Origin of the sequence: Marinobacter sediminum (genome assembly GCF_023657445.1) — a bacterium.
GTDB lineage: Bacteria > Pseudomonadota > Gammaproteobacteria > Pseudomonadales > Oleiphilaceae > Marinobacter > Marinobacter sediminum_A.
This window is the reverse complement of record NZ_JAGTWY010000001.1, coordinates 941,832-958,699: the sequence shown is the minus strand read 5'-3', so window position 1 is coordinate 958,699 and position 16,868 is coordinate 941,832. Positions and strand designations below refer to the sequence as shown.

Sequence of the window (16,868 nt, the reverse complement as noted above, 5' to 3'; positions counted from 1 at the left end):
GTCAACTGACTGGTGTTGGCCCGGACCACCTTATCCGACGATGCCCGGCTCCATTTCAAGCTCGACACCGAACCGCTCTTTCACCGACTCCCGAATCCGGTCAGCCAACTCGAGAATGTCCCGTCCTGTTCCTGCTGAGTGGTTGATCAGCACCAGTGCCTGGCGGTTGTGTACGCCTACGCGCTCGTTGCGAAAGCCTTTCCAGCCAACCTGGTCAATGAGCCAGGCCGCTGCAAGCTTGACGCCTTTTATCTGCGGGTAGCCAACAATATCGGGATAACCGGACTTGAGCTTTACAAATGTTGCCTCCGATACCACCGGGTTTTTAAAGAAACTCCCAGCGTTGGGAATCATCCCCGGGTCCGGCAGTTTACGTCGCCGAATAGCCATGACGGCTTCGGCTACATCAATCGGTTCCAGCTCTTCATGAGGCCTATCACCCAGATACTCTTCAAGGTCCCGGTAACCCAACTGCATCGGCTTCTCACGGGACAGCCTCAGGTGGATCTCAGTGATGACATACCGCCCGGGCGACTGCTTGAAAAGGCTGTCCCGGTATGCGAAATGGCAGTCTTTGTTGGTCAGCTCAACCAGAGTATTTGAGTGGCGATCGAGGGCGGTAACCGAAACCAGCGTGTCGCACAGCTCCACACCGTAAGCGCCAATATTCTGAACTGGTGCTGCACCAGCAGTCCCGGGAATCAGGGCGAGATTTTCAATACCCCGATAGCCAGCACGGGTCGCATACAAGACTGCTTCATGCCAGTTTTCCCCGGCACCCAGGACAAGCGTGGCTTCGTGCCCCAACACTCTCTCCCAGGAACAACCTCGAATACAGATACGGACCACCAATCCCTGATAATCGCCGTTAAATACGAGGTTACTGCCACCGCCGAGAATCAAGACGTCGACATCATTGTTCCGCGCCCATTCGAGCGCTTCCGCCAGTTCCCCGGCGGTATGGACTTCCTGATAGAATCGCGCGACCGCTGGTACATGAAGGGTGTTGAGGTCGCTGAGCTCAAAATTCTCCCTGGGCTCCACTGTTCGGTTCAAGCCAGACGCTCCTGAATATCCGCCAGCAATCCCTCGCCGGCCTCATGAATGAGGTCTAGTACCAACTCGAAACCGGCATCACCACCATAATAGGGATCCGGCACTTCCTGATGCCCCGAACGACCGTAGTCAAGGAACAAAGTCGGTTGAGCTCCCCCGTTCTGGCGCCAGAGTTCCTTTACATCGGCCAGATTCTCTCGATCCATGACAAGTACATAATCAAAGTTATCCAGGTCGTCGGCCTCAATCTGGCGCGCCCTGAGATCGCTGATATCAATCCCTCGTTTGCTTGCAGCTTCCACTGCCCGCGGATCGGGAGTCTTACCGATGTGCCAGTGACCGGTTCCACAGGAATCGATCTCTATACGGTCCTCAAGTCCCGATCTCTCGACCAGTGAACGGAATATCCCCTCAGCACTGGGAGAACGACATATGTTTCCGAGACAGACGAAAAGTACCTTTACCCGTTCAGTCATTACCTTCTTTCCTTGCCTCCAGCCATCCCCGGATACGCTCCAGATCAGATTCGGTGTCGACACCCGCTGGCGGATTCTCTGCCGCCACATCCACGTGAATGAGGGCACCGTTGTATAGGGCGCGAAGCTGTTCCAGTGACTCAACCCTTTCAGTTGGCGCCGGGGCCCAGTTCACAAACTGTCCAAGAACACTAGCGCGGTATCCATAAATTCCGATATGGCGGAAATAGCCGACACCGTCAGGTAAGGAAACGTCGACATTCGTCAAAGGGTTACCGCCCTGCCAAAGGTCCCGGGCCCAGGGAATGGGAGCGCGACTGAAATAGTGGGCCATGCCGCGATGATCGAAGACAACTTTCACCACATTCGGGTTGAACACGTGGTCGGTATCGTGAATACGCTCACACAAAGTGGCGATCGCGGCGTCTGGATAAAGATCCAGGTTATCTGCCACCTGATTGATAAGCGCGGGCGGAATAAGCGGCTCATCACCCTGAACATTTACCACCCGGTGGTCAGGTCCAAACTCCAGCTTCCGGGCGACTTCTTCCAGACGATCCGTGCCACTGGCGTGGTTGGGAGACGTCATCACGACTTCCGCACCAAAACCCTCGCATACCGAATGAATGCGATTGTCATCCGTGGCAATAACCACACGGTCGGCCCTGCTCTCCAGCGCGCGATCATAGACGTGCTGAACCATGGGTTTACCGGCGATCTCCGCCAACGGTTTCCCGGGCAGACGACTCGAGGCGTAGCGGGCCGGAATCACGACAGTAAAAGACATGGGATACTATCCTGAAAAATGATTTAGTGTTTTTCGAGACGCTCGTCGGTGGACAGAGTTCGAGCTTCCGTCGCCAGCATCACCGGAATACCCTCACGGACAGGAAATGCCATGGCATCCTGATAACAAACGAGCTCGGTTCTGTCTTCATTGAGCTTCAGATCGCCCTTGCATACCGGGCAGGCCAGCATGGCCAACAGTTTTTTATCCATGATGCATTCTCACTGATATTTAAAGGTTAACTGTTCGGAACATTCCCGGATTTTTGACATGATCGACTCCGAGAATTCCGAAGGCAAACGGGCTTGGACGGTCAGGGCCCAGACGTTTTCACGTGCAAAGCGTTGGCATTTTACGGCGTCCTTCGCAGTCATCACCACCCACTCGCCCTCATCGGCATCCAGGTCCTCGGCCCTGAACCCGTGATGATCCGGAAATGGCGCCTCAGTGACACGGGCACCCAGCTCTCTTAGTGTATCGAAAAAACGGACGGGATTGCCGATGCCTGCCACGGCACGAACTGGTTGATCGTGCAAATCGCTCGGGGAACGTGTTTCGCCGGTTTTGAGATTGATGAGGGAGGACGGTTCGAGCGTCATGGAATAAATCCGGGGATGCTCTATTCCGTCGAAGTTGTCCATATGTCCGCCAGGTTCAGGATCTCCGCCATTCACGACAACGTAGTCGACCGAAGAGAGGCGCGATACCGACTCACGAAGAGGGCCAACGGGGATTAAAGCGCCATTGCCAATGCCGCGAACACCATCAAAGACTGCCAGCTCAATGTCCCGGGGCAGTTTGTAGTGCTGAAGACCGTCGTCGCATACCAGTATATTGCCGAGTTTCTGCTCAAGCGCCCAGCAAGCCCCCCTCCGACGATCAGGGTCTACCACCACAGGGCGCCCCGTTGCCTGAGCGAGCATGACCGGTTCATCACCGGCCAAAGAGGGATTGGTATCCGCCGTAACCAACAATGGATAGTCGGATGATTTACCGCCATATCCGCGGCTAATGATGACCGGCTGCCACCCTGACCCCGAAAGCTCCGTAACAAGCCAGCCCGCCAAGGGAGACTTGCCGGTTCCACCGGCAGTGATATTGCCGATTACCAGGACCGGAACCGGCAGCGATTCGTCCTTTGCATCCCAGGCCCTGCGCCGCCGGGATGCAGCAATACTCCCGTAGAGCCAGGACAGGGGCGTGAGGAACCTCAGGGGACGCCCCTTCCCATACCACAAACGATCAATCAGCGATGTCATGCATGCTCGCTGAACTGCATCTGGTGCAGCTGCGCGTATGCTCCACCCGCCGAAAGCAGATCATCGTGTCGGCCAGACTCCACGATTCGCCCGTTGTCCATCACCAGGATCCTGTCCGCCTTTTCGATGGTGGAGAGGCGATGCGCGATCACCAGTGTGGTCCGGCCCTTCATAACCGTCTCCAGAGCGTCCTGAATATGACGTTCCGACTCTGTATCAAGCGCCGAGGTCGCTTCATCAAGAATCAGGACAGGAGCATTCTTGAGCAATGCGCGAGCGATCGCCAGTCGCTGCCTCTGACCGCCAGAAAGCATCACGCCATTATCGCCGATCATGGTATCCAGGCCGTGCGGCATCCGATCAATAAACTCAAGAGCATGGGCCTTGGCGGCCGCCTCACGAATTTCCTCACGACTGCACTCACGCAGTGCGCCATAGGCAATGTTAGCGGCAACCGTGTCATTGAACAGCACCACATTCTGAGTGACGAGAGCGATCTGCGCACGCAGGGCCTTGAGGGAGTAATCCTTCAGTGAGTGATCATCAATACGGATATCGCCACCCGTATACTCGTAGAACCGGGGCAACAGACTCACCAGCGTGGATTTACCGCTACCTGAACGGCCGACCAGAGCAACACTCTGCCCTGCAGGGATCTCCAGGGAGATGCCCTCCAGTACATTGTCCAACTGCTCGCGATAGCGGAAAGACACATCATCGAAGGAAATGCTGCCATCAACCCGATCTGGTGAATAAGTGCCCGGGTCCTGCTCGGGTTTCTCATCAATGGTTTCGAACACATCATAGGCGGCCGCCACACCTTTCTGGATCTTGGCGTGAACAGAGGTAACCTGCCGAATCGGTTTGGCCATGGTGGTAGCCGCGGTAATGAACGCTACCAGCTGGCCGGTCGTCATTCCCCCCCGGATATCCGGGGCAAGCATAGTCCAGACCAGTGCCGCAATCGCAATGGCTACCAGCACCTGAATAATCGGTACGCTGATCGCTTGGGTCGACGCCATCTTGAGGCTCTGCTTCAGGTTGCGATCATTTACCTCGCGGAATCTCTGCTGCTCATATTCCTCGCCACCAAAGGTCCGAACCACCCGATAACCGGTTATGGACTCAGAGGCCACGTGGGTAATGTCACCCATCGAGCCCTGAATTCGTTGGCTGATTTTGCGGAAGCGCTTGCTCGCATAGCTTACAACCGCGCCGATGACTGGACCGACGGTCAGAAAAATGAGGGTCAACTTCCAGTTCGTGTAAAGCATAAAGCCGAGCAACCCGACAATGGTCAGTCCTTCGCGCAGGGTGATGGTGACCGCATTAGTGGTAGCTTCAGCTACCTGCTCGACGTTGAACGTCAGTTTGGAAACCAGGCGACCAGAAGCATTGTCGTCGAAGTATCGGGACGGCAAGGTCAACAACCGGTCAAAGACGTTGTTACGCAACGCATTGATGACCTGGCGCCCCACATAATTGATGAAGTATTGGCTCATGAACGTACCGAGGCCGCGAAAGGCAAATACGCCGACGATCACCAACGTCAGTAACAGGCGGTTTTTATCGGTCGGATTTTCAATCGCCGCAATGACATATTCCATTGCAGCCGCCATGCCTGTGGAAGCCCCGGCATAAATCACGTTACCAACCACGGCAAGCGAAAAGGCTAACCAGAACGGCTTCACATAGGCGAGCAGACGCTTATACGTCTCCCAGCTGCTGCTGGGAGGTACCGGCGGCGGGACAGGTTCGGAGTTACTCACTGGCTCTCAGCCTCCCGCTCCGTGGTAATGCTCAGTTTTGCAAACCCCAGACGGCCGGCAACATCCATAGCACGAACCACGAATTCGTGGGGAGTGCGGGCATCAGCGGTGATGATGAATGGGAGAGCGGTGTCGCCTTCGGCCAGTTCGCTAACGCCCCGCTCAAGAGTTTCGCGGCGATTGTTGACGAGGGCCCTGTCATTCAGGCTGTACTGCCCTTCAGCATTGATGACGACGTCAATCTGCTTCACTTCAGCAGGCGCGGCAGGCTCACCACTGGCCTCCGGCAGCTCAACCTGAAGGTGACTCTCCCGGGTAAAGGTCGTGGAAACCATAAAGAAAATCAGCAACAGGAATACCACGTCGATCAGTGGCGTCAGGTCTACCCCGACTTCCTGACTTCTCTGGCGCTTGAACTTCACAGTGTTCAGGCTCCTTCCACGTCGATTTCGCGGTCTCCGTGAACAACCTCGACCAGCTTGATAGCCTCCTGCTCCATACCAACAACCAGCTCGTCGACCCGGCGAATAAAGTAGCGGTGAGCAATCAATGCTGGAATGGCAACACTAAGGCCGGCAGCGGTCGTAATCAGCGCCTCGGAAATACCTCCGGCAAGATTGCCGGCATTGCCAACACCGGCCAGCTGGATTTCAGCAAACACCTTGATCATGCCGATCACCGTGCCGAGGAGCCCCAGAAGCGGGGCAATGGTGGCGACGGTACCCAAAGGGTTCAGGAAACGCTCAAGATCATGGATAACCTGGCTCGCTTCATGCTCTATGCTCTCCTTCATGATCTCACGACCATGCTTGGCATTGAGCAGACCTCCAGCCAGTATCTGCCCCAGAGGAGATGAACCCTGCAACGCCTTGAGCTTGCGCCCATTGAGCTCTTTTTTCTTGATCCACCGCCACAATTCGTTAATGGTCTGCGACGGCGCAACTCTGGAGGGGCGAAGGGTCCAGAAACGCTCCAGAATTATGGCGAGCGCCAGAATAGAACAGGCAACAATTGGCACCATCAAAATGCCACCGGCTTTCAACAGCTCGAACACGCTCGGTCTCCCTGATTAATTACAAGCCGCGCTACTTTAGCATAGCTGCAGGTAGAGGCCACACCCGGAATGTCACGGTATTTTACATTGGTCACGCGCCAGGCCATCGGCGCCAATCCAGAACGGTGAAAAGTCTGTCATTTCCTTCATCGTCAGACGGTTAGCCTCAATGCTCATGGACACGAGCCCGCTACAGGCAGTATTGAACTGACGAACCCCTTTTTTACGGTATCGGGCGATAACATCCGGATGAGGATGCCCGAATTGATGCCGGTAACCGGCTGAATAAATCACGATGTCCGGCCTCACTGCATCTACCCAGGCCGATGAAGACGAGGTCTTACTTCCATGATGGGGAGCAAGCAGCACCCGCGTCCGTGCTCCCGGGTGCCCCTCGCTGCCGGCCAGATACTTGCGGTGTGCGGTCTCCGCGGTTTTCGTTATGTCACCAGGAAGAATCCAGTCGATTCCGGATCTCCGGTGCCGAACCCTTACAACACAGGATGTGTCGTTTCCTTCCGTCACATCGGGTGCCTGCCAATAACTGATGACCAAGTCTCCAAGTGGCTCATTGAGGTTCTCGCAGGGCTGGATTGGCAGATCCCCAGCGAGGGGCAGTTTCGCCCGAATGGCGCCGGGCTCACCGGTCACAATCCTTCCGATATCGAGTGACCTGGCAAGCAGTGCCAGTCCACCGGAGTGGTCGCTGTCGGCGTGACTGACCACAAGGGTATCTATGCGTCGAACCCCCAGGGCCGTCAGATTCGGCAATATTGTGGACTCGACTGCAGAAAACACACCCGATACGGCGGGACCCGTGTCGTACAGCAAAACCTCATGCCCATGCCGAACCAATACGGATACCCCCTGCCCGACGTCCAACACCTTTACCTCGGGACTGGCGACCATCTGGTTGATCTCGCGCTCCGGGGCCTTCGACAGGAGACTCCAGAGCACAATCACAGCCAGAGTTACCAGCCGGAACCGCTTCAAGGGTAAACAGATCAGGCAAAGGGCCAGAATCGCCAACAGCGACACCTCCGCGAGGGATACCGCCATACCAGTGACGGCAATATTTGCCAGCCAGGTCAGCACACGCCAGAGGACGCCAATGACAAAATCAAAAACGGGGACGATCAAATCGGTTACCGGTGGAGCTATGGCGACGCAAACACTGCCTGCAATCAGCACCGGCATCACCATCAACGATACCCAGGGAATGGCAACCAGGTTAGCCGCCGCCCCAATGACCGGCTGCTCCTGGCCGAAGATCTGAAGAATCGGCCAGAGCCCGGCAAAGACCGCACACTGCGCAAGGAGCAAGCCACGGAGCCAACCCGGGGTACCCAGACTGCCTGCAAAAACACAGATCAACACCGCTACCGCACCGAAGGATAACCAGAACCCCTGATCGAGGGGTGCAAACGGATCCAGTAGCAAAATCGCTCCAAGAGCCATTGCCAGCGAGTGCCAGACCGATACCTGACGGGCAAACAACAGAGACCAGCCAGCAACCATCACCATGATGAACGCCCTGCGTGTAGGGACCGTAAACCCGGCCGCCAACGCATAGAGGATGCAGCAGCTTGCAATGGTTACAAACACTGCCCGTCGCCGGGCCGTTTCACTAAGCCAGTTCAACGGCACCAACAACAGAATCTGCCGGCAAACAAAGCCCGCACCCAGCGCAATCAAGCCGAGATGGAGGCCGGAGATAGCGACCAGGTGAATGGTTCCTGTCGCCGTCAGAACATCCCACTCGGGCTCGCCCATATATCCGCGATGACCCACGAGCAAAGACGCGATTAGAGGAAAGTACTCAGCCTCGGCAAACCGATGCTCCACCCACTCCACCAGGGCGGCATGGGTTTCCCGGTACTGACAATGCCAACCACAATGGACGTCAGGGTCATAACGGGCAGATCTGACACTGCCCGTGGCCCCATACCCCTTTCGGAACAGCCAGTCTTCGTAGCGAAATCCGGCCGGATTCAGGGTTCCGTGGGGGCGTTTGAGCACAACATCGAGTTGCAGTCGATTGGCTGGCAGCGGCGCAGGGCCATGCCCGTACCAGGACAACCGAAGCAGATCCGGTAAATGGTGCCCCACATCCGTTTTTTCCGAAACGCCGTGCCAATCGGTCACACAAACACTGAACCGGAGGCTGTTAAAACTGCCCGAGGACGGTATACCACACAGGTAACCGGAAACGGACAGCTGTTGCCCCTCCAACGTGCCCGGAAGACGCTCGGAAAGGCGATTGCCCGCGTGCCAGGCAGCCCACCCTGCGCCCAGAGTGACCCCTATACACAAGACGGCAAGCCGGCCGAAAAGCGAAGACCGGTAACGGGCGACGATGCAAAAAGCTGTCACAAAGCATGCCGCGATCCATTCCGGAGGTGGCAACACGGACAACCGATAAAGTAAGATAACGCCGCAAGAGAAGGCGAAAACGCCCGAGACCGCAGAACCGTGCCCATCAAAGGGCCATGGTTGGCTGTGAAAGCTTCCGGACAATCCTTGTCCTCCCGAATTCTTATACTCGCCGGCCGCTTCCGTGCTGCCGGGGATTTCAATCTTTTACAGGCAGAACTTCCAATGCCGAAGAAGTTCATGAAACGCTATCTGCCAACACCGGAGAAAGTGCAAGCGATGCGATCGCTGCACTTTCTTGGCGATATCCTTCATGAGCCCAATCTGTGGCACATTAACCGGCACAGCGTAGCCCGCGCATTCCTTATCGGCATCTGGTTCTGCTTTATTCCCATGCCATTTCAGATGATTGCCGCTGCCTTCTTCGCGATCTGGTTCAACGCAAACCTTCCACTTTCCGTGGTTCTCGTTTGGATCAGCAACCCCGTTACCATGCCGCCACTTTTTTACTTTAACTACAAAGTAGGCGCCTGGGCGCTGAACAGACCGGTACTCAACTTCGACTTTCAACTTTCCTGGGCATGGATCAGTGAACGGCTGCTGGACATCGGCATCCCTCTTTATCTGGGCTCGATGATCGTCGGTACAGCTTCTGCCTGCATTGCCTACCTGATCATTCAGTATCTATGGCGCCGCAAGATCCGCTCCGATTGGCAGGTAAGGCGTCAGGAACGAATCAAAAAGCAAAAAGCCGCAGATCAGGCTTCCTGAACCAGCCGGCCCTGTTCCAGCCGGAGCACTCTACCGAGACTTCGCGCCATTTTCATGTCATGCGTCACCATTACAAAAGAAATGCCGAACTGATCCCGCAAAGATTCAATCAGCGAGCGCACACCCTCTCCAGTATGTTCATCCAGGTTGCCCGTAGGCTCATCCATCAGCACACAATCAGGCTCGTTGACCAAAGCCCGGGCGATGGCCACCCGTTGTCGCTCACCCCCGGACAGCTCTCCCGGCTTATGCGCCAGGCGCTCTGCAAGCCCGACTCTGGCAAGCAGGTCTTCGGCCTTTTTCTTGGCCTCCGGGACCGCCATACCACCGAGCACGCAGGGCATCATCACATTTTCCAGCGCCGAGAACTCGGGCAACAGATGATGAAACTGGTAAACAAAACCGAGATGGCGATTTCTGAAGCGCGCCCGGCCGGCCTCGGAAAGACGATGGATATCCTGACCACAGATAGAAATCTTCCCGGATGAAGGCCGATCCAACCCTCCCAGCAGATTCAGAAGCGTTGTTTTCCCTGCACCACTACTACCCACAATGGCGACTGTCTCTCCGCTGGAAATCCGGAGCGAAATATCCGAGAAAATAGTGAGTTTTTCCGGGCCCTGACTATAGGTACGGGTAACCTGATGACAATCGATAACCAGAGACGACTCTTGCATGACCGCTTTTTCCTCACTCATAGCGCAGCGCCTCCGCCGGATCGATCCGCGATGCTCGCCAGGCTGGATAGATAGTCGCCAGCAGGCTCATCGCAAGACCTGCACCACTTATGATGAACACGTCCTGCCACTGCAACTGTGACGGCAGATAGCTGATGAAGTAGACATCGGCACTCAGGAATTTGTGCCCCAAAACACCCTCAAGCCAGGAGATAAAGGCACTGATATTGAGAGCACCCAGGACCCCCAGCGAAGTTCCAACCAGAGTCCCAAACACACCGATCACGGCTCCCTGTACAATGAAGATGCGCATAATGCGCCCGGGCGTGGCGCCCATGGTGCGAAGAATGGCAATGTCTGCAGTTTTGTCTGTCACGACCATCACCAGAGTCGAGACAATGTTAAAAGCCGCAACCGCGACGATGAACATCAGCAGGAGGCCAATCATGGTCTTTTCCATACGAATAGCCTGAAAAAGATTGCCATGAGTGCGGGTCCAGTCCGAAATGAAATAGCGACCATCAAGCGAACGGGCGGCTTCTTCCGAAACCCTTGGAGCGGCAAACAGATCATCGACCAGTAACCGGATGCCTTGAGCTTTACCCCCGGTGCGCATGAGTTTTGAAGCATCCGCCATATGCAGCAGGGTGTAGTTGCCATCCAGCTCTGCCCCCACGCTGAAAATCCCCTTCACCGTAAAACGCTTCAACCTGGGTAACACACCGGCCGGGGTAACGGATGCTTCAGGCAGGACCACGGTCACCTTGTCCCCCAACCCGAGCCGGAGACTCGATGCCATCAGCCGACCGATAATAATGCCAAACTCGCCGGGAACCAGATCGTCCAGGCTACCCTCGACCATATGGTTCTCAATGATTGATACCGATTTCTCCTGCTCTGGCAGCACGCCATTGAGCATGACACCACGGACATTGCCTCCACCGGTCACCATGCCCTGCCCCTGAATGAACGGCGCCGCTGCCAGGATTCTGGGGTGCTGCTCCACCTGACGATCCACTGACTCCCAGTCCTGTAACGGCCCAGAGCCCTCAATAACAGCATGGGGCACCATACCCAGAATTCGCTGTTTGAGCTCCCTGTCGAACCCGTTCATGACCGAGAGCACGATGATTAACACCGCAACGCCAAGCATGAGGCCGATCATGGAGGTCAGCGAAATAAAGGATATAAAGTGATTGCGGCGTTTGGCAGCCGTGTAACGTAAGCCAATATAAAACGATAAAGGTCTGAACATAGGGAGGCGCCTGTCGCTACCTTCGGGTTTGTCGTGGTCTGGTTTTTCCCGGCACCTTCCAGAGGAGCGGGAAACTGCTAAACTGTTCTATACTAATAAAAATTACGAGTTCCGGAGCCAGAATGCCGCCAGACAACCCTCCCAGCGAATCGACAGATTACTCACCTGAACGCCGGGACTTTTTCCGTATCGAAGATCGAATCGGCCTGGAAATCCGAAAGCTATCACCAACCACGACCCCTGAGGAAGAGGCGTTTGACGGCGATCACCTTGAAAGCCTGAAAGCGGAATTCAGGCGACTGGATCAGGACGTAAAATCTCAACTTGCCAGCCTTGCCGAACAGGACCGCCTTCTGACGGGCCTGATAAAATCACTGAACAGCAAGCTGGATACGCTGGCGCGCATTATGGCCTTTGAGCAAAATCCGTTGCAACCGGAGGACTGGCAGGAGGTGACCCTGAGCGAGGGAGGTCTGGCCTTCTTCAGCAGCACTCCGGCCTGGAAGACTGGTGACCGGCTCGCCATCCGCATGACTCTTCCACCAGAGCTATTTCAGCCCCAGGCGACCGCGCAGGTTATCGAGGTGCAGCCGGATACCACCGGGGGAGCAAGGGTTCACACGGAGTTTGTACACATTCAGGACAGTGACCGCCAGCAGATCGCAAAGCATGTGATGCGTTGGCAGATTCGGCAGCGCCAAAAAGAGTAGACTGACGAAAAACGAGTGACTTTTGCTAGTCTTTTTCGGATATTACGCTTTATCCATGTCCTTTTGGGGGCTTCCCGGGGACCCAAGTATTAATGGAGATCCATCAATGAGAAAAAACAAAGCCCTGTTCGGTGCACTGACCCTGGCTGCCACACTGACCATGGCCCCGGTTTCCGGCGCCATCGCGGAAGAGCTCCGGATTCCGGTGGGCACTCAGGCAGATCGTTACCAGGGGAGCTTCCCGAAAACCGGGATGACCCAAGACTCTGTCCGCAGCTCATGGGGCCAGCCCGCAGAGATTCGTGGGCCGGTAGGAGAGCCACCGATCACCCAATGGTACTATCAGGATTTTGTGGTCTATTTCGAGAACAACCGCGTACTCCACACTGTATTAAAGCGTCGGCAGTGATCGATAATAAAAATCAAACGTTTACGGGTAGTGGATTCCCGTTCCCTGCCCTGACGAGACGCCGACTGTCGGTTAAGATGGCAGTTTTTATAACTTAAGGTGGCAGTAAAGTGACATCCAGACGCGTGTTGCCCTCTGAGTGGGCCCCGCAAAGCGCCGTAATGCTGACCTGGCCCCACCCCGGAACTGACTGGGCTGACATCCTGGAAGAGGTGGAGCCGGTCTTTACGAACATTGCCAAAGCCGTTCTCCGCTTCGAGCATCTGCTGATCAGCTGCGAACATGTAGTTAAGCTGCAGGAGCTGGAACGGGACCTCAATGCTTACGCCGAGCGTAACGGTTTGCCGGGAAGGGTCGTTGCGGTGCCAGCGCCAGCCAATGACACCTGGGCGAGAGATCATGGCCCGATATCGGTGCAGACTGAAGAAGGCCTCGCGCTCCTGGACTTTCGCTTTAACGCCTGGGGCGGCAAGTTCCCCTGGGAAAAAGATGATGCTCTCAACCTGCACCTTGCCAACGCGGGTGCCTTTGGCAGCACACCTCTTCAAACGATAGATTTTGTCCTGGAAGGTGGTTCGATTGAAGCTGACGGTCACGGTACCCTGCTGACCACCAGTGAATGTCTGCTGACACCAACTCGCAATCCCGCACACGATCGCACCGCCATCGAGCAGCTTTTATCCGAGTTACTGGGAGCTGACCGAATCCTCTGGTTGAATCACGGGTATCTTGCAGGGGACGACACAGACAGTCACATAGACACCCTGGCTCGCTTTTGTGCGCCGGACCATATCTGCTACGTGACCTGCCCCGATGTCGCCGACGAGCACTACAGCGCGCTGGCAGCAATGGAAGAGGAATTGCTGGAGTTCCGGCAGCGAGACGGCAGCCCATACAAGCTGACCGCACTGCCCTGGCCCGATCCACTCTTTGACGAGGATGGGGAGCGCCTGCCGGCAACCTATGCCAATTTCCTGATCATCAACGGCGCGATCCTGGTACCCACGTACGGTGTTCGCCAGGACGAAGACGCTATTGCCATCATGAGGGAGATCTTTGCTGATCGGGAAATTATTCCCATCAACTGCAACGCTCTCATTCGCCAGCACGGAAGTCTGCACTGCATCACTATGCAAATTCCTGCAGGAGTCGTAACCCCATGAGCAACCCCGCAAACACCAGACACCTGAATATCGCCGCTATCCAGCAGGCCTGTAGCGACGACAAGGTTGCCAACCTCGCTGCCACTGAAAAACTGGTGAGGGAAGCAGCCGCGAATGGTGCCCAGCTGATCGTGCTGCAGGAGTTACACTCTACCCTGTATTTCTGCCAGACCGAGAACACTGACATCTTTGATTTGGCCGAACCTATTCCTGGCCCCACCAGCAACCGCCTAGCGGAACTTGCCAGGGACCTTGGAGTTGTACTGGTCGGTTCCATTTTTGAGCGCCGAATGAACGGCGTGTATCACAATACCGCCGTGGTTTTTGAAAAAGATGGCTCCCTGGCTGGCCTTTACCGGAAAATGCACATCCCGGACGACCCCGGCTTTTATGAAAAGTTCTACTTCACACCGGGTGACGTGCAGTTCAATAGTGGCCAGAGTGGTTTTACTCCCATTGAGACATCCGCTGGCAAGCTCGGCGTGCTGGTTTGCTGGGACCAATGGTATCCGGAAGCCGCTCGCCTGATGGCACTGGCTGGTGCGGAAGTCCTTCTTTACCCGACTGCCATCGGCTGGGATGTCACGGACGACCCTGAAGAGCAGGCAAGACAACTGGATGCATGGGTGACCGTTCAGCGGGGCCACGCCGTGGCCAACAACCTTGCCGTGATCGCACCTAACCGCGTTGGAACGGAGCCGGATCCGTCCGGGCAATCTGACGGCATACGGTTCTGGGGCAACAGCTTTATTTGCGGCCCTCAGGGTGAATTTCTGGCCCGCGCCGATGACACAACGGAGTGCATTTTGAGTGTCAGCCTGGACCGCACTCGCAGCGAATCGGTCCGCCGTATCTGGCCGTACTTCAGGGATCGTCGGATTGACGCGTATGGCGATATTCTCAAGCGGGTGAGGGATTGAACCGGGAATGAAAAAACTGGTCGACGCCGTTGTCAGCGAACTGAATCAGATACTTCTCGGAAAAGACCAACAGGTTCGCCTCGCTATTTGCGGGTTGCTTGCCCGGGGACACCTACTGATCGAGGACATTCCCGGGATGGGTAAGACCACCCTGTCCCATGCATTGGCCAAGATCATGGGGCTGAGCTATCAGCGCATCCAGTTTACGAACGACCTGCTACCTGCCGATGTCCTGGGCTATTCCGTGTACGACAAAGAGGCGGGCAATCTGGTTTTCCATCAGGGTCCAATTTTCGCTCAGGTTGTTCTCGCCGATGAGATCAACCGGGCGTCTCCACGGACCCAGAGCGCGCTGCTGGAAGCAATGGAAGAACGGCAGGTTTCCATCGAAGGTGAAACCCGCCCCCTGCCCCACCCATTTTTTGTGATCGCCACGCAAAACCCGATTGAACAGGGCGGCACATACCCTCTGCCGGAATCACAGCTCGATCGTTTCCTTATGCGGCTCCGGCTGGGCTACCCCGACCCGAGAGCCGAAAGGGAACTGCTCGAAGGAGAGGATCGTCGCGTCATGACCGAACGCCTCCAGCCACTACTGCCCCAACAGGAACTGGCGACACTTCAACAGGCTGTCACCCGTGTCAGTGCCAGCCCGGCACTGCTTGATTACATACAGCGGCTGCTTGAACAGAGCCGCCGCATGCCTGGCCTCCTCTATGGTCTGTCGCCAAGGGCCGGGTTAGGGCTGTTGAAAGCAGCAAAGGCCTGGGCGCTCATGGAGGGACGTCACCACGTATTGCCTGACGACATCCAGGCTGTCTTTCCCGCCGTTGCGGAGCATCGACTCGAGCAGGGAGAATCCGGGAAAAGTGCAGACCGGATCAGGCAGCTCCTTGCTACGGTTTCTGTCCTTGAATAAATAGAAAAGTTTTATAAGCGGAATTGGCCAAAACGAATGGCAGGCCGTTTCTTTCGTGTTAGCCTTTCGCACTTTCCTCGCAAAATTGAGCCCTCTCGGGCACAAACGTCGTACCGTATTTTTCAGTGAGAGACATACAAATGAGCGAAACCAAGCATTCCCGACTGATCATTCTTGGCTCCGGCCCTGCCGGCTACACAGCCGCGGTTTATGCAGCCCGGGCCAACCTTAACCCGACACTGATCACCGGTATCGAAGTCGGCGGTCAGCTCACAACCACCACCGACGTGGATAACTGGCCCGGAGACAACGACGGTGTTCAGGGCCCGGAACTGATGCAGCGCATGCTCAAGCACGCAGAGCGGTTTGAAACCAGTATCGTCTACGACACCATCAACGAAGCTGACCTGCGCAACCGTCCGTTCCGCCTCAAGGGCGATGGCGGCGAATACACCTGCGATGCGCTCATTATCGCAACCGGTGCATCCGCCATGTACCTGGGTCTCGAATCTGAAGAGAAGTTCAAAGGCCAGGGCGTATCCGCCTGCGCCACCTGCGACGGCTTCTTCTACAAGAAGCAGAAAGTAGCTGTTATCGGTGGCGGCAACACCGCTGTGGAGGAGGCCCTGTACCTTTCCAACATCGCGGATGAAGTGACACTGGTTCATCGCCGCGACAGCCTCCGTGCGGAAAAAATCCTGCAGGACAAACTGTTTGAAAAGGCAGAAAACGGCAACGTCAAAATCGTCTGGGACCACACCCTGGATGAAGTGCTAGGCGATGGCACCGGCGTGACAGGCATGCGCATTAAGAGCACCAAGGACGATTCCTCCCATGAAATCGACCTTGCGGGCGTGTTCATTGCTATCGGGCACAAACCCAACACCAATCTGTTTGAAGGCCAGTTGGACATGAACAACGGCTACATCCATATTCGTTCAGGCCTCGAGGGCATGGCGACCCAGAGCAGCATCCCGGGCGTGTTCGCCGCCGGTGACGTAGCAGACCACGTCTACCGCCAGGCGGTTACCTCAGCAGGCTTCGGTTGCATGGCGGCACTGGACGCTGAAAAGTTCCTTGATCAGCAGGACTAACGCAGATTGAGCTAGACTGGGGAGAATAACTCGTTAGTCTGCAACGGCTGGCAGGAATCATCTTCTGAAACTGTGCGGAGCCAGGGATGGCGGAGCCAAGCGTACAAGGATGTATTTACAGCGTGTTTCAGAAGGTGATTCCTGTCAGCCGATACTCTCGAGTTGAAGAACAACCC

The 16,868-nt window shown here is 56.0% G+C and carries 18 protein-coding genes; 7 read left to right on the top strand and 11 right to left on the bottom strand.

What is annotated here, in order from left to right; translation table 11 throughout:
• Positions 1–30 precede the first annotated feature (30 nt).
• The 9 genes from murB to KFJ24_RS04590 form a co-directional block, all read right to left on the bottom strand.
• Entirely contained in the window at positions 31–1,056 is a 1,026-nt protein-coding gene (gene murB, locus KFJ24_RS04630) for a UDP-N-acetylmuramate dehydrogenase (protein WP_250829900.1), read from the bottom strand.
• Complete coding sequence (locus tag KFJ24_RS04625; protein ID WP_250829899.1) at positions 1,053–1,532, bottom strand: low molecular weight protein-tyrosine-phosphatase; 480 nt, start codon at positions 1,530–1,532, stop codon at positions 1,053–1,055. Before KFJ24_RS04625 ends, murB begins: the two co-directional genes overlap by 4 nt.
• The gene (gene kdsB / locus KFJ24_RS04620) at positions 1,525–2,319 is read right to left on the bottom strand and encodes a 3-deoxy-manno-octulosonate cytidylyltransferase (protein ID WP_250829898.1); all 795 of its coding nucleotides are present in this window, start codon (positions 2,317–2,319) and stop codon (positions 1,525–1,527) included. Before kdsB ends, KFJ24_RS04625 begins: the two co-directional genes overlap by 8 nt.
• A gap of 23 nt (positions 2,320–2,342) precedes the next feature.
• A complete protein-coding gene (locus tag KFJ24_RS04615) occupies positions 2,343–2,531 on the bottom strand; it encodes a Trm112 family protein (RefSeq protein WP_250829897.1) in 189 nt (62 codons plus the stop codon).
• A 9-nt stretch (positions 2,532–2,540) separates the two neighbouring features.
• Entirely contained in the window at positions 2,541–3,578 is a 1,038-nt protein-coding gene (gene lpxK / locus KFJ24_RS04610; protein WP_250829896.1) for a tetraacyldisaccharide 4'-kinase, read from the bottom strand.
• Complete coding sequence (gene msbA, locus KFJ24_RS04605) at positions 3,575–5,347, bottom strand: lipid A export permease/ATP-binding protein MsbA (protein ID WP_250829895.1); 1,773 nt, start codon at positions 5,345–5,347, stop codon at positions 3,575–3,577. Before msbA ends, lpxK begins: the two co-directional genes overlap by 4 nt.
• Positions 5,344–5,769 (bottom strand): ExbD/TolR family protein, encoded by a 426-nt coding sequence (locus KFJ24_RS04600; RefSeq protein WP_250829894.1) that lies wholly within the window; start codon positions 5,767–5,769, stop codon positions 5,344–5,346. Before KFJ24_RS04600 ends, msbA begins: the two co-directional genes overlap by 4 nt.
• A gap of 5 nt (positions 5,770–5,774) precedes the next feature.
• Complete coding sequence (locus tag KFJ24_RS04595) at positions 5,775–6,401, bottom strand: MotA/TolQ/ExbB proton channel family protein (RefSeq protein WP_250829893.1); 627 nt, start codon at positions 6,399–6,401, stop codon at positions 5,775–5,777.
• A gap of 72 nt (positions 6,402–6,473) precedes the next feature.
• A complete protein-coding gene (locus tag KFJ24_RS04590) occupies positions 6,474–8,918 on the bottom strand; it encodes a DNA internalization-related competence protein ComEC/Rec2 (protein ID WP_284709156.1) in 2,445 nt (814 codons plus the stop codon).
• Positions 8,919–8,921: 3 nt separating this feature from the next.
• Here KFJ24_RS04590 and KFJ24_RS04585 point away from each other — a divergent pair, with 3 nt between their 5' ends.
• Complete coding sequence (locus KFJ24_RS04585; RefSeq protein ID WP_434967999.1) at positions 8,922–9,545, top strand: DUF2062 domain-containing protein; 624 nt, start codon at positions 8,922–8,924, stop codon at positions 9,543–9,545.
• Here KFJ24_RS04585 and KFJ24_RS04580 read toward each other — a convergent pair.
• A complete protein-coding gene (locus KFJ24_RS04580; RefSeq protein ID WP_250832556.1) occupies positions 9,533–10,222 on the bottom strand; it encodes an ABC transporter ATP-binding protein in 690 nt (229 codons plus the stop codon). The two genes, KFJ24_RS04585 and KFJ24_RS04580, sit on opposite strands and share 13 nt — an antisense overlap.
• Positions 10,223–10,235: 13 nt before the next feature.
• Positions 10,236–11,477 (bottom strand): lipoprotein-releasing ABC transporter permease subunit, encoded by a 1,242-nt coding sequence (locus tag KFJ24_RS04575; protein ID WP_250829891.1) that lies wholly within the window; start codon positions 11,475–11,477, stop codon positions 10,236–10,238.
• A gap of 122 nt (positions 11,478–11,599) precedes the next feature.
• Here KFJ24_RS04575 and KFJ24_RS04570 point away from each other — a divergent pair, with 122 nt between their 5' ends.
• The 6 genes from KFJ24_RS04570 (at position 11,600) to trxB (ending at position 16,692) form a co-directional block, all read left to right on the top strand.
• Positions 11,600–12,187, top strand: coding sequence for a PilZ domain-containing protein (locus KFJ24_RS04570; RefSeq protein ID WP_250829890.1), 588 nt, complete (start codon positions 11,600–11,602; stop codon positions 12,185–12,187).
• A 106-nt stretch (positions 12,188–12,293) separates the two neighbouring features.
• A complete protein-coding gene (locus KFJ24_RS04565; protein WP_250829889.1) occupies positions 12,294–12,596 on the top strand; it encodes an outer membrane protein assembly factor BamE in 303 nt (100 codons plus the stop codon).
• A 110-nt stretch (positions 12,597–12,706) separates the two neighbouring features.
• Positions 12,707–13,759 (top strand): agmatine deiminase family protein, encoded by a 1,053-nt coding sequence (locus tag KFJ24_RS04560; protein WP_350455562.1) that lies wholly within the window; start codon positions 12,707–12,709, stop codon positions 13,757–13,759.
• Complete coding sequence (locus tag KFJ24_RS04555) at positions 13,756–14,679, top strand: carbon-nitrogen hydrolase (protein WP_250829888.1); 924 nt, start codon at positions 13,756–13,758, stop codon at positions 14,677–14,679. The genes KFJ24_RS04560 and KFJ24_RS04555 overlap by 4 nt, the downstream gene beginning before the upstream one ends.
• Before the next feature lie 7 nt (positions 14,680–14,686).
• The gene (locus KFJ24_RS04550; RefSeq protein ID WP_250829887.1) at positions 14,687–15,598 is read left to right on the top strand and encodes an AAA family ATPase; all 912 of its coding nucleotides are present in this window, start codon (positions 14,687–14,689) and stop codon (positions 15,596–15,598) included.
• Between the two features lie 140 nt (positions 15,599–15,738).
• Positions 15,739–16,692: a thioredoxin-disulfide reductase gene (trxB, locus tag KFJ24_RS04545; protein WP_250829886.1), complete on the top strand. Its 954-nt coding sequence runs from the start codon at positions 15,739–15,741 to the stop codon at positions 16,690–16,692.
• Positions 16,693–16,868 lie beyond the last annotated feature (176 nt).

Bases quoted from the DNA above. Each gene is read 5' to 3' on its own strand.
- KFJ24_RS04570 (WP_250829890.1), top strand. From the start codon at position 11,600: ATGCCGCCAGACAACCCTCCCAGCGAATCGACAGATTACTCACCTGAA.
- KFJ24_RS04550 (WP_250829887.1), top strand. From the start codon at position 14,687: ATGAAAAAACTGGTCGACGCCGTTGTCAGCGAACTGAATCAGATACTT.
- lpxK (WP_250829896.1), bottom strand. From the start codon at position 3,578: ATGACATCGCTGATTGATCGTTTGTGGTATGGGAAGGGGCGTCCCCTG.
- trxB (WP_250829886.1), top strand. From the start codon at position 15,739: ATGAGCGAAACCAAGCATTCCCGACTGATCATTCTTGGCTCCGGCCCT.
- KFJ24_RS04580 (WP_250832556.1), bottom strand. From the start codon at position 10,222: ATGCAAGAGTCGTCTCTGGTTATCGATTGTCATCAGGTTACCCGTACC.
- KFJ24_RS04615 (WP_250829897.1), bottom strand. From the start codon at position 2,531: ATGGATAAAAAACTGTTGGCCATGCTGGCCTGCCCGGTATGCAAGGGC.
- KFJ24_RS04555 (WP_250829888.1), top strand. From the start codon at position 13,756: ATGAGCAACCCCGCAAACACCAGACACCTGAATATCGCCGCTATCCAG.
- KFJ24_RS04565 (WP_250829889.1), top strand. From the start codon at position 12,294: ATGAGAAAAAACAAAGCCCTGTTCGGTGCACTGACCCTGGCTGCCACA.
- kdsB (WP_250829898.1), bottom strand. From the start codon at position 2,319: ATGTCTTTTACTGTCGTGATTCCGGCCCGCTACGCCTCGAGTCGTCTG.
- KFJ24_RS04575 (WP_250829891.1), bottom strand. From the start codon at position 11,477: ATGTTCAGACCTTTATCGTTTTATATTGGCTTACGTTACACGGCTGCC.
- KFJ24_RS04625 (WP_250829899.1), bottom strand. From the start codon at position 1,532: ATGACTGAACGGGTAAAGGTACTTTTCGTCTGTCTCGGAAACATATGT.